Here is an 18,049-nt window from a genome sequence, read left to right as displayed (position 1 = left end):
ATTTATGACGTTTAACACCGACCCCGGAGAACCGGGGCAAGTGATTGTCGGGGACTTAGGCCAAGGTGGCTTTAGCTTTCTCGACAATCGCAGCAAACGCCGCTTTTTCGTTCACTGCCAGATCAGCCAGAACCTTACGGTCGATCTCGATGGACGCTTTTTTCAGGCCAGCAATGAAACGGCTGTAGGACAGACCGTTAACACGAGCACCAGCGTTGATACGAGCGATCCACAGAGCGCGGAACTGACGTTTTTTCTGACGACGGTCACGGTAGGCGTATTGGCCTGCCTTGATTACCGCTTGCTTGGCAACACGGAATACGCGTGAACGCGCGCCGTAGTAGCCTTTTGCAAGTTTCAGAATTTTTTTGTGACGCTTACGGGCAATGACGCCACGCTTTACACGAGCCATGAGTTACTTCCTCTATATCTTGATCAAAATTAACGAAGGCGCAGCATGCGCTCGACTTTTGCCACGTCAGACGGATGCAGCAAGCTGCTACCGCGCAATTGACGCTTACGCTTTGTCGACATTTTGGTCAGGATGTGGCTCTTGAAAGCGTGCTTGTGCTTGATGCCGTTGGCGGTTTTCAAAAACCGCTTAGCTGCACCACTTTTAGTCTTCATCTTTGGCATGTTCGGATACTCCGCATTCAGTTGATAAATATAACCGCAAGGCCTGCCGTGCCCTGGTGGTTATTTCTTCTTTTTCGGGGCGATGACCATGATCAGCTGGCGTCCTTCCATCTTAGGATGCTGTTCGACGGAACCGTATTCGAGCAGGTCACCTTCAACCCGCTTCAACAGCTCCATACCCAGCTCCTGGTGGGCCATCTCACGACCGCGGAATCTCAACGATACCTTGGCCCTGTCCCCGTCACTCAGGAAACGTACCAGGTTGCGTAGTTTTACCTGGTAATCCCCTTCCTCCGTCCCTGGACGAAACTTGATTTCTTTAACCTGGATCTGCTTCTGGTTCTTCTTCGCTGCAGCAACCTGCTTCTTCTTCTCGAAGATCGATTTGCCGTAATCCATCACACGGCAGACCGGAGGGACTGCGTCGGCAGAAATCTCTACCAGATCCAGCTTCGCCTCTTCGGCAATACGAAGCGCTTCATCAATCGAGACGATGCCAATCTGCTCGCCGTCAGCGCCAATTAAACGAACCTCGCGGGCCGAGATATTTTCATTGATCGGGGCCTTGGGTGCAGCTCGTTTATCTTGTCTCATTTCACGCTTAATAATAATTACTCCGTATCTTGGCGACCACGCCGGGAAACCGCTTGTGCGAGGAATTCAGCGAATTGGGCGACCGGCATCGAGCCAAGGTCAGCGCCTTCACGTGTACGCACAGCGACAGTTTGCATTTCAACCTCCCGATCTCCAATGACGAGGAGATAAGGAACCTTGAGCAAAGTATGCTCACGGATTTTAAAGCCGATCTTTTCATTTCTCAAGTCGGACTTGGCACGAAACCCGCTTTCGGCCAGAGTTTTTTCCACTTCGAGGGCAAAATCGGCCTGTTTGTCAGTGATATTCATGATCACTGCCTGGGTAGGCGCCAGCCAGGCCGGAAACGCCCCTTCGTAATGCTCGATCAGAATTCCGATGAAACGCTCGAAAGACCCAAGGATTGCGCGGTGCAACATGACCGGATTCTTGCGACTGTTGTCTTCCGACACGTACTCGGCACTCAAACGGATCGGCAGATTGAAGTCCAGCTGCAAGGTGCCGCACTGCCATACCCGACCGAGACAATCCTTGAGGGAGAACTCGATTTTCGGACCGTAGAACGCGCCCTCGCCCGGCTGCAGGTCGTAAGGCAGACCAGCGCTGTCGAGTGCGGAAGCCAACGCCGATTCGGCACGGTCCCAAAGCTCGTCGGAGCCTACACGCTTTTCAGGGCGAGTGGACAATTTGAGTTCGATATCCTTGAAACCGAAATCGGCGTAGACATCCAGCGTCAGCTTGATGAACGCGGCGGACTCGGCCTGCATCTGGTCTTCGGTACAGAAGATGTGCGCATCGTCCTGGGTGAAGCCACGCACGCGCATGATGCCGTGCAAGGCACCCGACGGCTCGTTACGGTGACAGGCACCGAACTCGGCCAGACGCATCGGCAGCTCGCGGTAGCTTTTCAGGCCCTGATTGAACACCTGCACGTGGCAAGGGCAGTTCATCGGCTTGATCGCGTAGTCGCGGCTTTCGGACTCGGTGGTGAACATGTTGTCGGCGTAGTTGGCCCAGTGCCCGGATTTTTCCCAGAGCGAGCGATCGACCACTTGCGGGGTCTTGATCTCGAGGTAGCCATTCTCACGCTGCACTTTACGCATGTACTGCTCAAGCACCTGATACAGGGTCCAGCCCTGCGGGTGCCAGAAAACCATGCCCGGCGCTTCTTCCTGGGTATGGAACAGGCCGAGACGCTTGCCGATCTTGCGATGGTCGCGTTTTTCGGCTTCTTCGATGCGCTGGATGTAGGCTGCCAGTTGTTTCTTGTCGGCCCAGGCAGTGCCGTAGACGCGCTGCAATTGCTCGTTCTTGGCGTCGCCACGCCAGTAGGCACCGGACAGCTTGGTCAACTTGAATGACTTCAGGAAGCGAGTGTTCGGCACGTGTGGACCGCGGCACATGTCGACGTATTCTTCGTGGTAATACAGGCCCATGGCCTGCTCGCTCGGCATGTCTTCGACCAGACGCAGCTTGTAATCTTCGTGACGGGCGGTGAACACCTCGATCACTTCAGCGCGCGGCGTGACTTTCTTGATGACGTCGTAATCTTTTTCGATCAACTGCTGCATGCGCTGTTCGATCGCCGCCATATCGTCAGGCGTGAACGGGCGCTCGTAGGCGATATCGTAATAGAAGCCGTCGTCGATCACCGGGCCGATGACCATTTTTGCAGTCGGATACAACTGCTTGACCGCGTGCCCTACCAGGTGCGCGCAGGAGTGACGGATGATTTCCAGTCCTTCCTGATCCTTGGGGGTGATGATCTGCAGGCTGGCATCGTTTTCGATCAGGTCGCAGGCGTCGACGAGCTTGCCGTCGACCTTGCCGGCGACGGTGGCCTTGGCCAGACCGGCACCGATTGAAAGCGCGACATCGGCTACGGAAACCGCCTGATCGAATGAACGTTGACTGCCGTCGGGAAGAGTAATAGTTGGCATGGCGCCTCCTCTCCTAGTGGTGACCCCTACCAAAGGTCACGTGGGTTGGGATGAGCCAGTACGTGATCCGGTGGTATGCCTGCCTCACAGTGGCAGGAGCCTTGGGGCCAACCTTGAACCGGACCAGATGACTGGAATGTACGAAAAAACCTGCCTGCGCGGCACCGAAAGCCATTGGCCATGGGGCGCTGGAAAATAACAGGACGCGCATCCTAACACAGCCAGGCCGGCCGGGATGCACATCCACGCAAATGAAATGGAATTGGCACGCCGCCTGAACTGGCTGGCTTCATGGGCGTCAGAAACCAGCAAGACCCCGTACGTTTTTTCCAGCAATAAGGAGAACACCATGAAGTTTTCACGCCTGACCAGCCTCCTCGTCTGCAGCGCCGCCCTCATCCCGCTGGGTGCTCACGCTGCGATGGATGGAGCGACACGCACCACCTTCAGTCAGGAATGCGTGGCTGCGGCCAAGAAACAGGGGCTGAATGACAAGACCGCAACGACTCACTGCGAATGCGGAGCACAACAGGTGGACAGTCACTTCACCGACAAGGAAATAGCCTCGCTCAAGGACACCAAGGCAGCACCACCCGCTGCATTGACGGCAAAACTGCAAAAACTGGTCGCAGAGAACTGCACAGCGACAAAATAATCATTTTTTTCAGCCGGGGTAAGACGCACGTGCCGAGCACTGATAGCAGTTGGCCCCGGCACTTCTGAAAGCCATGAAAATCATGGCTTTAAGCGCTATTGATACGGCCCGTTCTGTGCTGAGCCTGGCACCTCTGAGGGCGGTTTGCAGAGTATGGTGAACCGCATATACGGGACCTTTACGCAAAGCGCCCACCTTAATAGCTGTTTTTTTGCTCATTTCGACTATGATAGCCCGGTGTGCCCAGTTGGCCTGAGCAGCACGTTACTGAAAATTATGTTTCTGGAGATACACCATGTCTAATCGCCAAACCGGCACCGTAAAATGGTTCAACGATGAAAAAGGCTTCGGCTTTATCACTCCACAAGGTGGCGGTGACGACCTGTTCGTACACTTCAAAGCAATCCAGAGCGACGGTTTCAAAAGCCTGAAAGAAGGCCAGACCGTTACTTTTGTTGCTGCTAAAGGCCAGAAAGGCATGCAGGCAGAAGAAGTTCAGGTGGCCTGATTCACCTGACAAAAAAAAAACCCCGTCACTGACGGGGTTTTTTTATGCGCAAAAGAAAGTACCGGCTCAGCCGCAATTGATACGGGTCACCTTCCCCGACGCGTCGGTGTTGACGTTTACCCGCTCGGATCGGTATTCCAGCGTGACCATGTCGTCAGGACCGAGAATGCGCGCATCCTGCGAACCGGAACGGGCGCGGACTTGAGAAAGGAGGTCGATGGACGCCTGCTTGCCAATGGCGAACTGGGCAAGCCCTGCATCACAGCGGCCAGGTATCGCGTTGCTGGCTGGCGCGTCGGCCTTGACGGGCGCTTCAGCACTGGCACTGCTATCAGACGCCGTACTGCTGCAGCCTGCCATCAATGAAGCCACGACCATAAAACCCAATGTTGCGAATTTCCGGGGCATACACCCTCCTCTGCCAATGAACATTTCCAGACCTGTCCGACCGCGCTCAGGCGCGTTGGTTGCACGGTCCGACCGACATGCCTTGTGTAACCTGTTGATCTGCCTGGAACGGGAGTCTGCCTTGGCATGAAACAGGGCGTGCGAGGAAATCGTCACAAAACGTTTATCGCCGCAGCTCATTGAATCGGGCTATCAGGATCATATCTAAGTAGAAGTGTCAAAATGCGCGCGGGATGGTTTACTGCCAGGGACACAAACGCCGGGAAGCGAGCAGCGTGTGCGTGACCCTTCAGTGGAGATCAGACAGACATGACAGCCATAACCCTAGACGCGGACATCAAGGCCAGATGGCCTCAGGGGCACTGCTCGCACAGCCCCGGGAATCCGGAAGAACTGATGATCATCGCAGTCGACCTGCTGATCAAGGAACTGGGCACCGAGGGTGCCCGTGCCTTCATCAGCCAGGTGCTGAGCCGCTATGCCGCGGCCGGACTGCCCGCCTGATACGCGGCCTCAGGTTGCGTACTTACTTGAGACGCGCCAGACGCTCGGTCAGCAGATCGAAGAACCCCTGAGCGTCGCCGTTCTCGACCCAGAATACATTCTGCGGCTGCTTGAGCGTGCCGTACCAGTCGGCCACTGTCTGACCAAAACCGATGCCCTCACGCGTGTCCACTGTCACGTTGATCTGCCGCCCGGAAAACAGCTCGGGCTTGAGCAGCCAGGCAATCACGCTGGCGTCGTGTACCGGCCCGCCGGGCAAACCGTAATGCTCCATGTCCAGCTTGACGTATTCATTGAGAATGCCGTCGACCAGCTTGCCAGCATTGTTGCCCAGTGCGGCGATCTGCTTGAGGCGTTGTTCACTGGTGAGAATCTTGTGGGTCACATCCAGCGGCACATACGTCAGCTTCACACCACTGGCCAGAACGATCTGCGCGGCATGCGGGTCGGCGAACAGATTGAATTCGGCAACCGGGGTGATATTGCCGCCGTTGAAATGCGCGCCACCCATGACCACCACTTCCTTGATGCCCTGAGTGATTTCCGGAGCCTGTACCAAGGCCAGCGCCAGGTTGGTCTGCGGGCCGAGCATGGCGATGGTGATGCTATGCGGCTTGGCCTTGCTCAGGGTGCGGATCAGGTAATCGACGGCATTGCCTTCGGCAAGGCCCTTGGCGGGCTCGTGCACGGGCACGCCCGGCAGACCTTCCTGACCGTGAACGTTCTCGGCATAGATCGGGGTACGCACCAGCGGCTTGGGCGCACCGGCATACACAGGCACCTCTTCGCGCCCGGCCCACTCACGCGCCAGCCTGGCATTACGCGAGGTCTTGTCGAGCCGCACATTGCCGGCCACCGTGGTGATAGCCATCACGTTGAGCTCTTCAGGTGACGCCAGCGCCAGTAACAGCGCAACGACATCGTCCGCACCTGGATCCGTATCGATGATCAGATCACGCTTTTCAGCCGCATGGACAGCAGCAGTACCGAGAATGGACAAGAGCAACGCTCCACGAATGAACTGTCTGGAAAACTGTATCAATGTCATATGAAACTCCCTTTCTTGAATTATTAGAAGACGACTCCGGACACCAGCGCCACATTACTGTACGGCTGACATTCTCCGGTACGGATGATTGCCTTGGCCTTGCGACTCAAGACCTTTAGGTCTTCGTGGCTTATCCAGCGTTGTCGCCCCAACTGGTCGTCGAGATTCAGGCTTTCGATCACCTGCAACGCAGGCGGTTTGACCTCGGCCATCTCATTGGCCAGTACGTGGCTTTCAACCTGCATTTCACTCAGCACGACATCCAGCACACTGATGAAATCCGGCACACCGCGGGTCAGCGCGAGGTCGATCAGTTCGACGCCTGCCGGTACTGGCATGCCGGCGTCGACGATCATCAGGATGTCACCGTGACCCAGCGATGCAATCACGCGGGACAGGGCAATATTGAGTAGCGGGGTCTTTTTCATAGCGAATTGAATTCCTGTACTTCCTCGAACGTCGGGATGGACGGCTGGGCACCCGCTCGGGTGACGGAGATGGCCGCCGCAGCCTGACCGAAACGAATTGCCTGCAATTCGCCATGGCCTGCGGACAGCGCCGCCGCAAAACCGCCGACAAAGGTATCACCTGCAGCGGTGGTGTCCACGGCCTGCACACGACGCGCTGGAATATGCTCCATGCCAGACGCACTGGCGAACAGGGTTCCGCGCTCGCCGAGGGTAATGATCACGTTGCGCGCGCCGGCCGCCAGCATGACCGATGCCGCATTTTCAGCGGCGGCCGGCGAGTCGACGTTCACACCGGTCAGAGTCTGCGCTTCGCTTTCATTGGGGATCAGGTAGTCGATCAGGGCATACCAGCTTGCCGGCAAGGGCTCGCTGGCCGGGGCAGGATTGAGAATGACGGTCTTGCCCAGCGCACGGGCGCGGGCCAGGGTGTGGAAAACGGTTTCGGTCGGCACTTCGAGCTGGCAGATGACGATTTGCGAATCTGCCAGCAGCGCGTCGAAGCGCTCGATCAATGCCGGAGTGAGCCGACCATTGCCACCGGCCACGATGACAATGGCGTTCTGGCTGTTGGCGTCGACCACGATCGAGGCGATACCGGTGGACACGCCCTCAACGACGGTCACCGCCTGACAATCGATCTGCTCGGCCAGCAGCGCTGCACGCAGTTGTTCGCCGTAGGCATCCGCCCCGACACAACCGATCATTGCCACACTGGCGCCAAGACGTGCCGCAGCGACCGCCTGATTGGCGCCTTTGCCGCCAGGCACGGTGTCGAATGTCTCCCCGCTCAAGGTCTCGCCAGGACGTGGCAGACGCTGGGCGCGGATGACCAGATCCATGTTCAGACTGCCTACTATCACTATTTTTGCTTGCATGGCTGATTAATCCGTTGCTGTGCTTGCGCGTCATTCGTTGGATAAAGTATTTGGCGCTGCCGTAGACTCGCGCACCACGACGCTGGGCGTCACAAGTCTTTTTTCGGCAGGAAGCGCATGGGGTGTGGCGATTCTGCTCAGCAGCATTTCTGCAGCGGTTTCGCCCAGTTGCATGATCGACTGCCCCACGGTGGTCAGCGCCGGATAAACGTAGCGACTCATCTGGATATCATCGAAACCGATCACCGACAGGTCCTGAGGCACACGAATCAAGCGCTCGGCGGCGGCGCGCAGCACACCGATGGCGATGACGTCGTTGCCGGCAAAAATCGCGGTCGGCGGATGCGCTGCCAGAAGCTGACACGCTGCCTCATGACCGGCAGAGCTGGTGAACTCACTGTGCAGCGCCCATTCGGCACGGACCGGAACGGACGCCTGCTGCAAGGCGCGCCGATAACCCGCCAGACGCATCTCGGCCACTGTGCTGTGAAATGGCCCACCAATACAGGCAATGGCGCGATGTCCCAGGTCCAGCAAGTGCCGGGTTGCCAGATAAGCACCCTGTTCATGGTCGATACGGACCATGTCGGCATCGATACCGTCCAGCTCCCGGTCAACGATCACCAGCGGCGTACGTACCTCGGCAAGGCCACCTGCAATACCCGCGTCGCCCCCCCACCGAAGAAACAATCAGACCGTCCACGCGCTTTTCCAGCAGCACGCGCAGATAGCCACGCTGTTTCTCCGGATTGTCATCGGAGTTGCAGAGGATCACGCAAAAACCATTGCGCTCGCAGTAATCCTCGATGCCCCGCGCCAACTCTGCAAAATACGGGTTCATGCCGTTGGGAATCAACAGGCCGATGGTCGAGGTGGTCTTGGCCTTCAGCGAACGCGCCACTGCACTGGGCACATAATCGAGCTGTGCAATGGCGGCTTCGACCTTGAGCCTGACCGGCTCGCTCACCGGCCGGGTCTTGTTCAGCACGTGGGAGACCGTGGTGTACGAGATCCCCGCCAGGGCCGCGACATCCTTGATGGTTGCCATATCAGCCCTGGCGCCGAGCCCGGTGGCTGCGGTAGGTGTCCAGCACCACAGCAATCACGATCACCGCACCGGTGATGATCCGCTTGGTCGGCTCGGTCGCACCGATCTGCGCCAGGCCCGCGGCCAGCACGGAAATGATCAGCACACCGAAAAAGGTGCTGATGATCGAACCGCGTCCGCCCATCAGGCTGGTACCGCCAATCACCACTGCCGCAATGACCTGCAGCTCAAGCCCGGCACCGGCATTCGGATCGGCCGCTTCCAGCCTGGATATCTGAAACAGTGCCGCGACACCGGCCAGCAGCCCCATCAGCGAGAACACCAGAATCTTGTAAGGCTTGGGATTGATACCCGCCAGACGCACGGCCTCTTCATTGGTGCCGATGCCGATCAGGTAGCGACCGAAAACGGTCCGGGTCAGTACCGCCTGAGCGACGAAGATGATCAGCAACGCGATGATGAAAGACGGCGCAATGCCAAAGGCAATCGGATCGGACAGCCAGGCGAACGAATCACCGATGTAGGCGGTACGCGAATTGGTCATCTGATAGGCCGCACCACGAGCCATTTCCAGCACGCCCAGAGACACGATGAACGAAGGGATGCGCCAGGCAACCGTAATCGAGCCGGTGATCGTACCCGCCAGCGTCGCACAGGCAATGCCCAGCAACGCCGCCGGAAACACGCTCCAGCCCCAGCCGAGGATTGCCACACTGACCGCCGAAGCGGCCAGTGCCAGCACCGAGCCGACCGACAGGTCGATGCCGCCGATGATGAGGATCAGCGTCATGCCGACCGACAGCACCATCAGGTCCGGGATCTGGTTGGCGAGCATGCTGAAGGTCTGGTAGGACAGGAAGTGATCGCTGAGCAGCGAGAACAGCACGATCATCACCAGCAACGCACCGGCCAGCCCGATGTAGGTACCCAGACCAAAGTAGTTGCCGCCGCGACGGACTGGCACAGTCAGCGTCGGAGAAGGAGTATTTTTCATGAGTTGTTCCTGGGCGCCGCATCATTGAGCAGCGCGTCACGTTTCTGATAACCGGCGAAGGCAGCGGCCAGCAATTGGTCCTGGGTCCAGCTGTCGCGCTCGAACGTGTCGATCAGGCGACCGGCAGACAGCACGCCGATACGATCACAGATCAGCATCAGTTCGCGCAGATCGCTGGACACCACCACCAGCGCCCTGCCCTGACGGGTCAATTCGGCCAGCAGCGCGTAGATATCGAACTTGGCACCGATGTCGATGCCCCGTGTCGGCTCGTCGAACAGCATCACCGTGCAGTCACGTTCCAGCCAGCGACCGATCACCACCTTCTGCTGATTGCCACCCGACAACTCGGAGACCAGCTGGCCCGGACTGGAGCTGCGAATGCGCATGGCCGCCACCTGGCGCTGCGCCAGTTTCAGCTCATCTTCGCTGTTGACCACGCCCGCGCTGGAAATCGAATGCATGTTGCCCAGCGCAATGTTGGCGCTGATCGATTGCGACATCAGCAGGCCTTCGCTCTTTCGGTCTTCCGTGATCAGCGCGATACCCTGCGCCACCGCGTCGGCTGGCGAGCGAATGCTGACTTTTTGCAGCGGACTTCCGACTTCGATGTCACCGCTGTCGGCAACGTCTGCACCGTAAATCAAACGCAACAACTCGGTACGCCCGGCACCGATCAGTCCGGAAATACCGAAGATTTCACCTCGACGCACGTCGAAGGACACATCCTCAACCTTGCCGGCGCGACTGAGCCCCTTGACTGACAGCGCCACCTCGCCAATCTGCCGGGCGCCCATGTCGATATGCTCGCCGAGCTCACGGCCGACCATCAGGGTCACCAGTTGCTCACTGTTGTAGCGGGCAATCGGCTCGACACACACCAGCTTGCCGTCGCGCAGCACGGCGATGCGCTGGGACACCCTGGCCAGCTCTTCAAGCCGGTGGGAGATGTAGATGATCGAGACGCCCCGCGCCTGCAGCCGTGTGATCTGCTCGAAGAGCATTTCCACTTCGCGCGAGGTGAGCATGGCAGTGGGTTCGTCGAGAATCAGTACGTGACAGTCGCCGATCAGATTGCGGGCGATCTCGACCATCTGTTGGTGGCCAATCCCCAACTCGCCGACCAGCGTATCGGGATCAATGGCGTCGAGCCCCACTTGGGCCATGGCCTCGGTCGCGTTTTCGCGCAAGCGCTTGCGGTCGATCCAGCCGGCCCTGCGGGGCAGGTCGTGAAGAAACAGGTTTTCAGCCACGGTCAGGGTCGGCAGCAGGTTGAGTTCCTGCATGACCATGCGAATGCCGAGCTTTTCGGCCTGGGTACGACTTGCAGGCTGATAAGGCTGGCCCTGGAATTCCATGTTTCCGGTGGTAGGCGTTACCAGCCCGCCGATGATTTTCGACAAGGTGCTTTTACCGGCACCGTTTTCCCCGGTCAGAGCCAGCACTTCGCCGCGCATCAACGTCAGGTCGACGTCACCGAGTACGGGCTGTGCGTAGGTTTTGCCGATGCCACTGACCGAAAGAACAGCTGTCTGAGCAGACGCTGACATACATTTCTCCCAGCGCCCGTCCTCTGCGGACGGGCACCTTTACACGGCGTGGATCAAGGTTGAGTAACGAGCTGTACCGGCGTTTCGATCACGCCCTTGTCGTTGGTATCGACCTTCTCGCCTTTGACCAGCTTGAGCGCAGCTTCGATGCCGAAGACCGCCTGCTTGGCTGCGTACTGATCGGCCGTGGCCAGAACCCGGCCATCCTTGAGCATCGGCTTGATCGCATTGATGTTGTCGTAGCCCACGACCATGACCTTGCCAGCCTTGCCTGCCGCACGCACTGCAGAGACGGCGCCCAGCGCCATGCTGTCATTACCGGCCAGCAAGGCTTTCAGGTTCGGGTATTCGTTGAGCATCGCCGAGGCCACAGCGTTGCCCTTGTCGATTTCCCAGTTACCGGACTGCGTAGACACCACTTTCATTTTCGCTTCGTCCATGGCGTCCTTGAAACCGGCGGTGCGTTGCTGAGCATTGTTGGTGGTCGACACCCCTTCGATGATGCCCACCTCGTCGCCAGCGGTCAGTTTCCCGGCCAGATAGTCGCCCACCAGCTTGGCACCCTTGCGGTTGTCAGGCCCTACGAAGGGGATTTGCAGGTTCTTGCTTTTGAGCACGTCGACATCGAGCTGGTTGTCGATGTTGACGACCTTGATTCCGGCATCGGTGGCTTTCTTGAGCACCGGCACCAGCGCCTTGGAGTCGGCTGGCGCGATCACCAGCGCATTCACGTTGGAGGCGATCATCTGTTCGACGATGCGGATCTGTGCAGACGTGTCGGACTCATCCTTGATCCCGTTGGAGATCAGGTCGAATTCGGTGGCATGTTCTTTCTGGTAGGCCTTGGCACCGTCTTCCATGGTCAGGAAGAACTCGTTGGCCAACGACTTCATGACCAGTGCGACCTTGGGTTTTTCAGGCGTCTGGGCGTAAGCCGCAGAGAGGGGCATGACTGCCGTAACGGCAGCAAACATGGCGACAGCGAGAAGGCGTCCAGCGAATGGCAGCTTCATGAGTTCATCTCCGATCTTGTGATTATTGTTCGGGCGAACGGCGCAGAATCGATGCCGGGCATCGTCGCGCAAACGTTTGCGAGGAGCGAACTATGGAAAAAGCTGCAGCCTTTGTCAATCCACCGGAAATTAAATATGCCCGAGCTGCCCGTCCCCGCTAACGCAGGGAGCGGGCGTCACGATGAGCAGGGTTTCACTCCTCGGGTTTGACCGTCGCCACATCATCGGCCTTGATCCGGATGGTCTTGCCGGAGATATCCTCGAACTCGTAGAAACCGTCGCGCGTCTTGGTCTTGGGCATATCTTTGGTCACGTACTGAGTACCGTTTTGCAGCGTGACGACCGAGGGCGTGGAACAGCCTGCCAGCAGCACAACTGCCGAGGCCAGTAACGGAAATGCCAGTGACTTGATATTCATGCGTGACTCCGGAAACGTCAGGTTTTTTTCAAGGCAACAGTGTGCCATTTGGAAGGCTTTATCTTACATAGATGTTGCGAAAGATCCGACACTCAAATACTGTATGCCCGTACAGCAATATTCAGGGACCTTTTTCCGTGGCAAAACAAAGCGCAGCGACCCCCTCCACTCCCGGCCCTTACGAGCGCATGGGCATGCGGGTACAGAAGATCATCAACTCGCCCACCGCGCAGAAATCCAGGGCTGCCCTGCTCTTTCGTCAGCCGGACGAGGCAGAAGACGACTGGGCGCAACTGCTTGAAGAAATAGCCGAGAACGATAATGTCACCCTCGCCTGGCGCGACGACGGTGGCGTGCAAATCTTCTGGACGTTGCCGAAGGAAGATTGACGGCATGACGTTTCGATTCTCTAAACTGCTTTGCACCGCCCTGCTCATCACCGCATCGTTCGCCGCCCAGGCACAAGCCCCGCGCACCTTCAGCGAAGCCAAGAAAGTTGCCTGGGGCTTGTATGCGCCGCAGTCGACCGAGTTTTACTGCGGCTGCAAATACACCGGCAATCGAGTCGATCTCGCTGGCTGCGGCTACGTCCCGCGCAAGAGCGCCAAACGCGCCAGTCGTATTGAATGGGAGCACATTGTGCCTGCCTGGCAGATCGGCCACCTGCGCCAATGCTGGCAGAACGGCGGGCGCAAGAACTGCACAAAAACCGACCCGGTCTACAAACGCGCCGAGGCGGACCTGCATAATCTGGTGCCCAGCATCGGCGAGGTCAACGGCGACCGCAGCAATTTCAGTTTTGGCTGGATACCCGAACAAAAGGGTCAGTACGGTTCTTGCCTGACGCAAGTGGATTTCAAGGCCAAAAAGGTCATGCCCCGCCCCTCGATACGCGGCATGATTGCGCGCACCTACTTCTACATGAGCAAACAATACAACTTGCGTCTCTCGCGCCAGGACCAACAGCTTTATCAAGCCTGGGACAAAACCTATCCGCCCCAGGCATGGGAGCGCCAGCGTAACCAGCAGGTCGCCTGTGTCATGGGGCGTGGCAATGATTTTGTAGGCCCGGTAGACCTGAAGTCGTGTAAATAACGAAGTTGATCAAAGGCCGAGCCCTCATACGGATGATTGCTCGGCCATTGATGAATGCATCTGAGTGAATCCAAAACCACTCATCGGTCAACTGTTAACTAGCCCATAAGCAGAATGATTTTCGTTCTACTCTTTGAAAACAAGGGCGTAGTCGGGGACGATCCTTCTCGTGCATACGTCAAAACAGCCAGGCTAATCATCACGTTCGCAGGCAGGGAAGATGAATCATCAAACGGAATTTGAAATTCACTATCAGTTCAATGGCCAACCTTACTGCTTTCTGCATCATGCAAAGCAACTGTGCCAGAGCGATGCATTGCATTGTGCGACCCTGCATGCAGGTGTCGGGACAGTGAGCGGCAATATATCCGCAGGCCCGATAGGCGTCGCAACCTTGCAGGCCAAGCGTTTTGGCGTGACGCAGGTGCATTGGAGAAGGTCTTCGCTACAAGCCTGAGGCATCGCCCTTTCCAACAAAGCAATGGCCTTCGAAAAGGCCATTGTTCATATACATTGCCAGACCCTACTGGATCAGATGGCCGGGTAATCACCCGTACCGTCAGGCCACGGCGTCAGCAGCTCGAAACCGGTCGAGGTGACGGCAACCATATGCTCCCACTGCGCAGACAGTGAGAGGTCGCTGGTCAGAACCGTCCAGCCATCCGGCAACGTCCGGGTGCCCGCCCTGCCCGCATTGATCATCGGCTCGATGGTGAACACCATGCCCGGTTTGAGCCTGAGGCCTTTGCCCTGCGCACCATAGTGCAGAACCTGCGGTTCTTCATGGTACTTGCGCCCGATACCGTGCCCGCAATACTCACGTACCACGCTGAAGCCTTCGCGATGAGCGACGCTCTGGATGGCGTAACCGATATCACCCAGGGTTGCCCCCGGACGCACGGCATGAATACCGGCGCGAGTTGCCTCATAGGTCGTCTCGACCAGACGCCTGGCCAGCGGGCTGACCTCACCCACCAGGTACATACGGCTGGTATCGCCGTACCAGCCGTCTTTGATCACTGCAACGTCGATATTGACGATATCGCCTTCCTTGAGGATATCGGTGGCAGAAGGTATGCCATGGCACACTACGGCATTCGGGGAGATGCAGGTGGTCTTGGTAAAACCGTGATAACCCACATTCGCGGGAATCACTTTCAGCTCTTTGACGATGTATTCATTGCAGATGTCGTCGAGCGCTTCGGTGCTGACGCCAGCCTTGACGTAAGGCGTGATCATCGCGAGCACATCGGCAGCCAGCCTGCCGGCTATGCGCAACTGCACGAGGTCCTGTTCGGTCTTGATACCGATAGCGCTGCTCATGAGGCCGCCTTGGACAGGCTGGAAGCTGCAAGCTCCGAGACGTTGAAGTTCGAAGCGGTCAACACGGTCTCACCGGCATTTTCGAGACGGATCAGCATCTGGCAGATCTCGCTGTAATCCAGCGCCGGGTGCAGTTCAGCGAGCATACCGACACGCATCCAGTGCTCGGCCTGCGCATTGATGGAACGGCTGAGCGCAACGCTGGCAGAGCGCAGATTGGCGTGCATGTTTTCGGAAATTTTTACCAGACCCATGATTCACCTCAAGTTGAATATATGAAGCATATACGTTACGTATACTCACAATCAACCCGAGACGTGCCGTGGCTGCATTCAGCCGCTTTACTCCATCGCGCTGGCCTGGCGGTATTCACCGCCCGCGCGGGCGGCCGCGATGACTATCGACACCTCCGGCTCGTAGGCATTGAACTGGCGCAGTGCGGCCGCCAGCCGGAGAAAATCCTCGCGCTGCATTTCGTTGACTGCAGAGAGCGTACGATGTTGTTGAGCAATCGGACTTTGCGCTGACTTAAGGGACATGACAGACCTCATTCGTTTTTTACTGTTCATGCATACAGTATTTTGAACAGCGCGCTGATACAAGACTGGTCGCGACGAATGGTCAGTGAATTTGTAAATGCCTCAATGACCCGCCAGTGCTTGCAGGCGCTCCAGGTCAGTCTGGGCGATGCTGATACCGTGTGCCATTGATCGCGCGCGTTCGCTATAACGCCGATCCCCCGGCAGACGCTCCTGCCCTGCCCCATGGAGCTGTCGTACCAGCTCCTCGCTGCGCTGCGCAAACGACTGACCACTGCCCTTGTCAGGATCGATGACGATCAGCAACTGACCGGTCCAGGGTGTCTGTGCCCCGGGATGCTTCGACCAGTCGAATTCGAATGAGAAATTGCCCCCCGTCAGCCCTGCGGCCAGCAGCTCGACCATCATCGACAGTGCTGAGCCCTTGTGCCCGCCGAAGGGCAACAACGCGCCGCCCTCGAGAATGGCGCGGGGCTCTTCAGTGGGCTGGCCGTCGCGATCGACGCCCATGCCTGCTGGCAGCAATCGACCTTCGCGTGCGGCGATCTGCACATCACCGTGGGCAACGGCGCTGGTCGCCAGATCGAAAACCACAGGCTCGCCGCCTGCACGGGGCGCGGCGAAAGCAATCGGGTTGGTACCGAACAGGGGCTGACGCGCGCCATGCGGCACAACGCAGGTCATGCTGTTGACCATGCTCAGGGCGACCAGCCCCTGTTCGGCGAAAGGCTCCACATCCGGCCATAACGCAGCGAAGTGATGAGAGTTGCGAATGGCCAGAACCGCAATGCCGGCACTGCGCGCCTTGTCGATCAACAGAGCTCTGGCCGCCGCCAGTGCGGGCTGGGCAAAACCGCCTCCGGCATCGACCCGGACAAACGCAGCGCCGACATCCTCGACCACCGGCACAGCCTTGCCATCCACCCAACCGCTGGCCAGCGATGAGAGGTAGCCGGGAATGCGAAAGATGCCATGGCTGTGCGAGCCATCACGCTGGGCGCTGGCGCAGTTCTCGGCAAGCACCTCGGCAACCTCTGCGCGGGTGCCATGGGCGAGGAAGATTCGGCGCAACAGATCTGTCAGTTGCTCAAGGGAAACGGCCCGGGTCGACTGATCGGCAGGATTGGCGCGCATTTGGAACTCCTGTTCATGGCGGTAGATCGAGAACGCTAGCGAGAACGACAAGGCGAATGCAAGCCCCGAGAGTAGCGCTGCGGACGCTGCAAGGACACTCCCCGGGCAATAGCACTCAGGATGCGACGGGGAGTTTTCAATGAGAGCCGCTTGCATTCACCAGAAAATACGCAGCACCTTCATGGGCAATGGCCTGCAAATGTTCTCTCTCCCTGAAATCAAAGGGTAGAATGCGCCGAAGGTATAGGCTGGAGCGCCCATGAGCGACCCTCTTTTCAGCAAGGCAGAACACGACGCGATCACCGATGCCGCTGCGCATTGGTGCATGCGCCTGCATGCAGAAGACTGTACCGCTGCAGAACGAAAAGCATTCGAGCAATGGCTGAAGGCCCACCCCCTGCATGCGATCGAATACAACGCCATGCTGGAAGTCTGGGACATCACCGGGCAAATCGAACCGCTCAACCCGGCACCTGCGCGCCAAACCCAGGCTGCCCTGCCCGATCACGTTCGGCCTCGTCGCGGTCGCCGCTGGGCAAAACTGGCCACAGCCGCAGCGGTCGTTGCTCTGGCACTGCCGATCGCCGGGTATGTCGGCTGGCATCAGGGCTGGCTGCCTGACGCCTACGAAACCTACAACGCCGACACCGCTACACGCCTGGTCATGCTGGAAGACGGCAGCCGCGCCGAGCTGAACCTGGGTACCGAGCTGACCTACGCCAATTACCGGGATCGACGCAGCGTCACGCTGACAAAGGGCGAGGCGTTCTTTGAGGTCAGCCACGACAGCTCGCACCCTTTTGTGGTCGATGCCGGCGCAGGCAGCATCAGGGTCACCGGCACACGCTTCAACGTATGGATGTATCAGGATCAGGTACGCGTGACGCTGGTCGAGGGTTCGGTTCAGATCAACAGTGATCGTGCACATCCTTCTTCGAGCCACGCCCTGGCCCCCGGCATGCAGGCCAGTTACAAGGCAGGCGACGACGCTCCACTGATCAGCCAGACCGAAGCACGCGATACCAGCCTGGCGTGGCGCAATGGCAAGCTGATCTTCAATGACCTGCCGCTCAGCCAGGCACTGCCGTTGATCAATCGCTACCTGCAAACCCCCATTCTGCTGGCGGACAGTGCAACCGGAGCCATGCGCCTGGGCGGCAGTTACAACACTCACGACCTGTCGAGCCTGCTGGGCTCACTGCCCAAGGTGTTGCCGGTGTATGTGACGCAGAATCAGAACGGCAACCCGGTACTCAACCGCCGCACCGCCGACGCTCCGAAAGGCTGATCGCACTCG

At 58.3% G+C, this 18,049-nt stretch carries 23 protein-coding genes and 1 pseudogene; 7 read left to right on the top strand and 17 right to left on the bottom strand.

Annotated features, from left to right (window positions below; all coding sequences use genetic code 11):
* Window positions 1–55 precede the first annotated feature (55 nt).
* From rplT to thrS, 4 genes are read right to left on the bottom strand one after another with little or no spacing between them, the layout of a single operon-like run.
* Window positions 56–412: a 50S ribosomal protein L20 gene (rplT, locus tag KUIN1_RS11345; protein ID WP_002553161.1), complete on the bottom strand. Its 357-nt coding sequence runs from the start codon at window positions 410–412 to the stop codon at window positions 56–58.
* 29 nt (window positions 413–441) lie between these two features.
* Complete coding sequence (gene rpmI, locus KUIN1_RS11340; RefSeq protein ID WP_002553160.1) at window positions 442–636, bottom strand: 50S ribosomal protein L35; 195 nt, start codon at window positions 634–636, stop codon at window positions 442–444.
* Window positions 637–696: 60 nt separating this feature from the next.
* The gene (infC, locus tag KUIN1_RS11335) at window positions 697–1,248 is read right to left on the bottom strand and encodes a translation initiation factor IF-3 (RefSeq protein WP_170846037.1); all 552 of its coding nucleotides are present in this window, start codon (window positions 1,246–1,248) and stop codon (window positions 697–699) included.
* Window positions 1,248–3,170, bottom strand: a complete 1,923-nt coding sequence (thrS, locus tag KUIN1_RS11330; RefSeq protein WP_011267470.1) for a threonine--tRNA ligase — start codon at window positions 3,168–3,170, stop codon at window positions 1,248–1,250. Before thrS ends, infC begins: the two co-directional genes overlap by 1 nt.
* A 349-nt stretch (window positions 3,171–3,519) precedes the next feature.
* Here thrS and KUIN1_RS11325 point away from each other — a divergent pair, with 349 nt between their 5' ends.
* Complete coding sequence (locus KUIN1_RS11325; protein WP_011267469.1) at window positions 3,520–3,825, top strand: hypothetical protein; 306 nt, start codon at window positions 3,520–3,522, stop codon at window positions 3,823–3,825.
* 295 nt (window positions 3,826–4,120) lie between these two features.
* The gene (locus KUIN1_RS11320) at window positions 4,121–4,333 is read left to right on the top strand and encodes a cold-shock protein (protein ID WP_003315566.1); all 213 of its coding nucleotides are present in this window, start codon (window positions 4,121–4,123) and stop codon (window positions 4,331–4,333) included.
* 66 nt (window positions 4,334–4,399) lie between these two features.
* Here the strand turns inward: KUIN1_RS11320 and KUIN1_RS11315 are convergent, their stop codons facing one another.
* Entirely contained in the window at window positions 4,400–4,741 is a 342-nt protein-coding gene (locus KUIN1_RS11315) for a lipoprotein (protein WP_011267468.1), read from the bottom strand.
* 309 nt (window positions 4,742–5,050) lie between these two features.
* Here KUIN1_RS11315 and KUIN1_RS11310 point away from each other — a divergent pair, with 309 nt between their 5' ends.
* The gene (locus tag KUIN1_RS11310; RefSeq protein WP_011267467.1) at window positions 5,051–5,245 is read left to right on the top strand and encodes a hypothetical protein; all 195 of its coding nucleotides are present in this window, start codon (window positions 5,051–5,053) and stop codon (window positions 5,243–5,245) included.
* A gap of 22 nt (window positions 5,246–5,267) precedes the next feature.
* Here the strand turns inward: KUIN1_RS11310 and KUIN1_RS11305 are convergent, their stop codons facing one another.
* The 8 genes and pseudogenes from KUIN1_RS11305 to KUIN1_RS11270 all read right to left on the bottom strand — a co-directional run bounded on the left by KUIN1_RS11305 (window position 5,268) and on the right by KUIN1_RS11270 (window position 12,661).
* Complete coding sequence (locus KUIN1_RS11305; RefSeq protein WP_024639018.1) at window positions 5,268–6,293, bottom strand: nucleoside hydrolase; 1,026 nt, start codon at window positions 6,291–6,293, stop codon at window positions 5,268–5,270.
* 23 nt (window positions 6,294–6,316) lie between these two features.
* Window positions 6,317–6,721, bottom strand: a complete 405-nt coding sequence (gene rbsD / locus KUIN1_RS11300; RefSeq protein WP_116886833.1) for a D-ribose pyranase — start codon at window positions 6,719–6,721, stop codon at window positions 6,317–6,319.
* A complete protein-coding gene (rbsK, locus tag KUIN1_RS11295) occupies window positions 6,718–7,638 on the bottom strand; it encodes a ribokinase (protein WP_024642423.1) in 921 nt (306 codons plus the stop codon). Before rbsK ends, rbsD begins: the two co-directional genes overlap by 4 nt.
* 30 nt (window positions 7,639–7,668) lie before the next feature.
* Window positions 7,669–8,686: pseudogene (locus KUIN1_RS11290) on the bottom strand (LacI family DNA-binding transcriptional regulator).
* A 1-nt stretch (window position 8,687) separates the two neighbouring features.
* Window positions 8,688–9,680 (bottom strand): ABC transporter permease, encoded by a 993-nt coding sequence (locus KUIN1_RS11285; RefSeq protein WP_004408445.1) that lies wholly within the window; start codon window positions 9,678–9,680, stop codon window positions 8,688–8,690.
* Window positions 9,677–11,230, bottom strand: a complete 1,554-nt coding sequence (locus KUIN1_RS11280; protein WP_024652227.1) for a sugar ABC transporter ATP-binding protein — start codon at window positions 11,228–11,230, stop codon at window positions 9,677–9,679. The genes KUIN1_RS11285 and KUIN1_RS11280 overlap by 4 nt, the downstream gene beginning before the upstream one ends.
* Before the next feature lie 53 nt (window positions 11,231–11,283).
* The gene (locus tag KUIN1_RS11275; protein ID WP_004408447.1) at window positions 11,284–12,243 is read right to left on the bottom strand and encodes a sugar ABC transporter substrate-binding protein; all 960 of its coding nucleotides are present in this window, start codon (window positions 12,241–12,243) and stop codon (window positions 11,284–11,286) included.
* A gap of 193 nt (window positions 12,244–12,436) precedes the next feature.
* A complete protein-coding gene (locus KUIN1_RS11270; protein ID WP_003315580.1) occupies window positions 12,437–12,661 on the bottom strand; it encodes a YgdI/YgdR family lipoprotein in 225 nt (74 codons plus the stop codon).
* A 137-nt stretch (window positions 12,662–12,798) separates the two neighbouring features.
* Between KUIN1_RS11270 and KUIN1_RS11265 the strand changes: the two genes are divergently transcribed.
* The 3 genes from KUIN1_RS11265 (at window position 12,799) to KUIN1_RS11255 (ending at window position 14,213) form a co-directional block, all read left to right on the top strand.
* On the top strand, window positions 12,799–13,050 hold the full coding sequence (locus KUIN1_RS11265) for a DUF1654 domain-containing protein (RefSeq protein WP_003416220.1): 252 nt from the start codon (window positions 12,799–12,801) through the stop codon (window positions 13,048–13,050).
* Between the two features lie 4 nt (window positions 13,051–13,054).
* Window positions 13,055–13,756: an endonuclease gene (locus KUIN1_RS11260; RefSeq protein ID WP_011267461.1), complete on the top strand. Its 702-nt coding sequence runs from the start codon at window positions 13,055–13,057 to the stop codon at window positions 13,754–13,756.
* 220 nt (window positions 13,757–13,976) lie between these two features.
* Window positions 13,977–14,213 (top strand): DUF6555 family protein, encoded by a 237-nt coding sequence (locus KUIN1_RS11255; protein ID WP_011267460.1) that lies wholly within the window; start codon window positions 13,977–13,979, stop codon window positions 14,211–14,213.
* A gap of 74 nt (window positions 14,214–14,287) precedes the next feature.
* Here KUIN1_RS11255 and map read toward each other — a convergent pair whose 3' ends face one another.
* The 4 genes from map to KUIN1_RS11235 all read right to left on the bottom strand — a co-directional run bounded on the left by map (window position 14,288) and on the right by KUIN1_RS11235 (window position 16,752).
* The gene (gene map, locus KUIN1_RS11250) at window positions 14,288–15,079 is read right to left on the bottom strand and encodes a type I methionyl aminopeptidase (RefSeq protein WP_003346035.1); all 792 of its coding nucleotides are present in this window, start codon (window positions 15,077–15,079) and stop codon (window positions 14,288–14,290) included.
* Window positions 15,076–15,333 carry a ParD-like family protein gene (locus KUIN1_RS11245; protein ID WP_004408456.1) on the bottom strand — a complete coding sequence of 86 codons (258 nt, stop codon included), beginning with the start codon at window positions 15,331–15,333 and terminating at the stop codon, window positions 15,076–15,078. The genes map and KUIN1_RS11245 overlap by 4 nt, the downstream gene beginning before the upstream one ends.
* An 87-nt stretch (window positions 15,334–15,420) precedes the next feature.
* The gene (locus KUIN1_RS11240; protein ID WP_011267459.1) at window positions 15,421–15,618 is read right to left on the bottom strand and encodes a hypothetical protein; all 198 of its coding nucleotides are present in this window, start codon (window positions 15,616–15,618) and stop codon (window positions 15,421–15,423) included.
* Window positions 15,619–15,720: 102 nt separating this feature from the next.
* Complete coding sequence (locus KUIN1_RS11235; protein ID WP_024642427.1) at window positions 15,721–16,752, bottom strand: Ldh family oxidoreductase; 1,032 nt, start codon at window positions 16,750–16,752, stop codon at window positions 15,721–15,723.
* Between the two features lie 259 nt (window positions 16,753–17,011).
* Here KUIN1_RS11235 and KUIN1_RS11230 point away from each other — a divergent pair, with 259 nt between their 5' ends.
* Window positions 17,012–18,040: a FecR family protein gene (locus KUIN1_RS11230; RefSeq protein WP_004408467.1), complete on the top strand. Its 1,029-nt coding sequence runs from the start codon at window positions 17,012–17,014 to the stop codon at window positions 18,038–18,040.
* Window positions 18,041–18,049: the final 9 nt, after the last annotated feature.

It is taken from the genome of Pseudomonas sp. KUIN-1 (assembly GCF_009176725.1).
In the GTDB taxonomy this organism is placed as follows: domain Bacteria; phylum Pseudomonadota; class Gammaproteobacteria; order Pseudomonadales; family Pseudomonadaceae; genus Aquipseudomonas; species Aquipseudomonas fragariae.
This window is presented reverse-complemented; position numbering and strand designations above follow the sequence as displayed.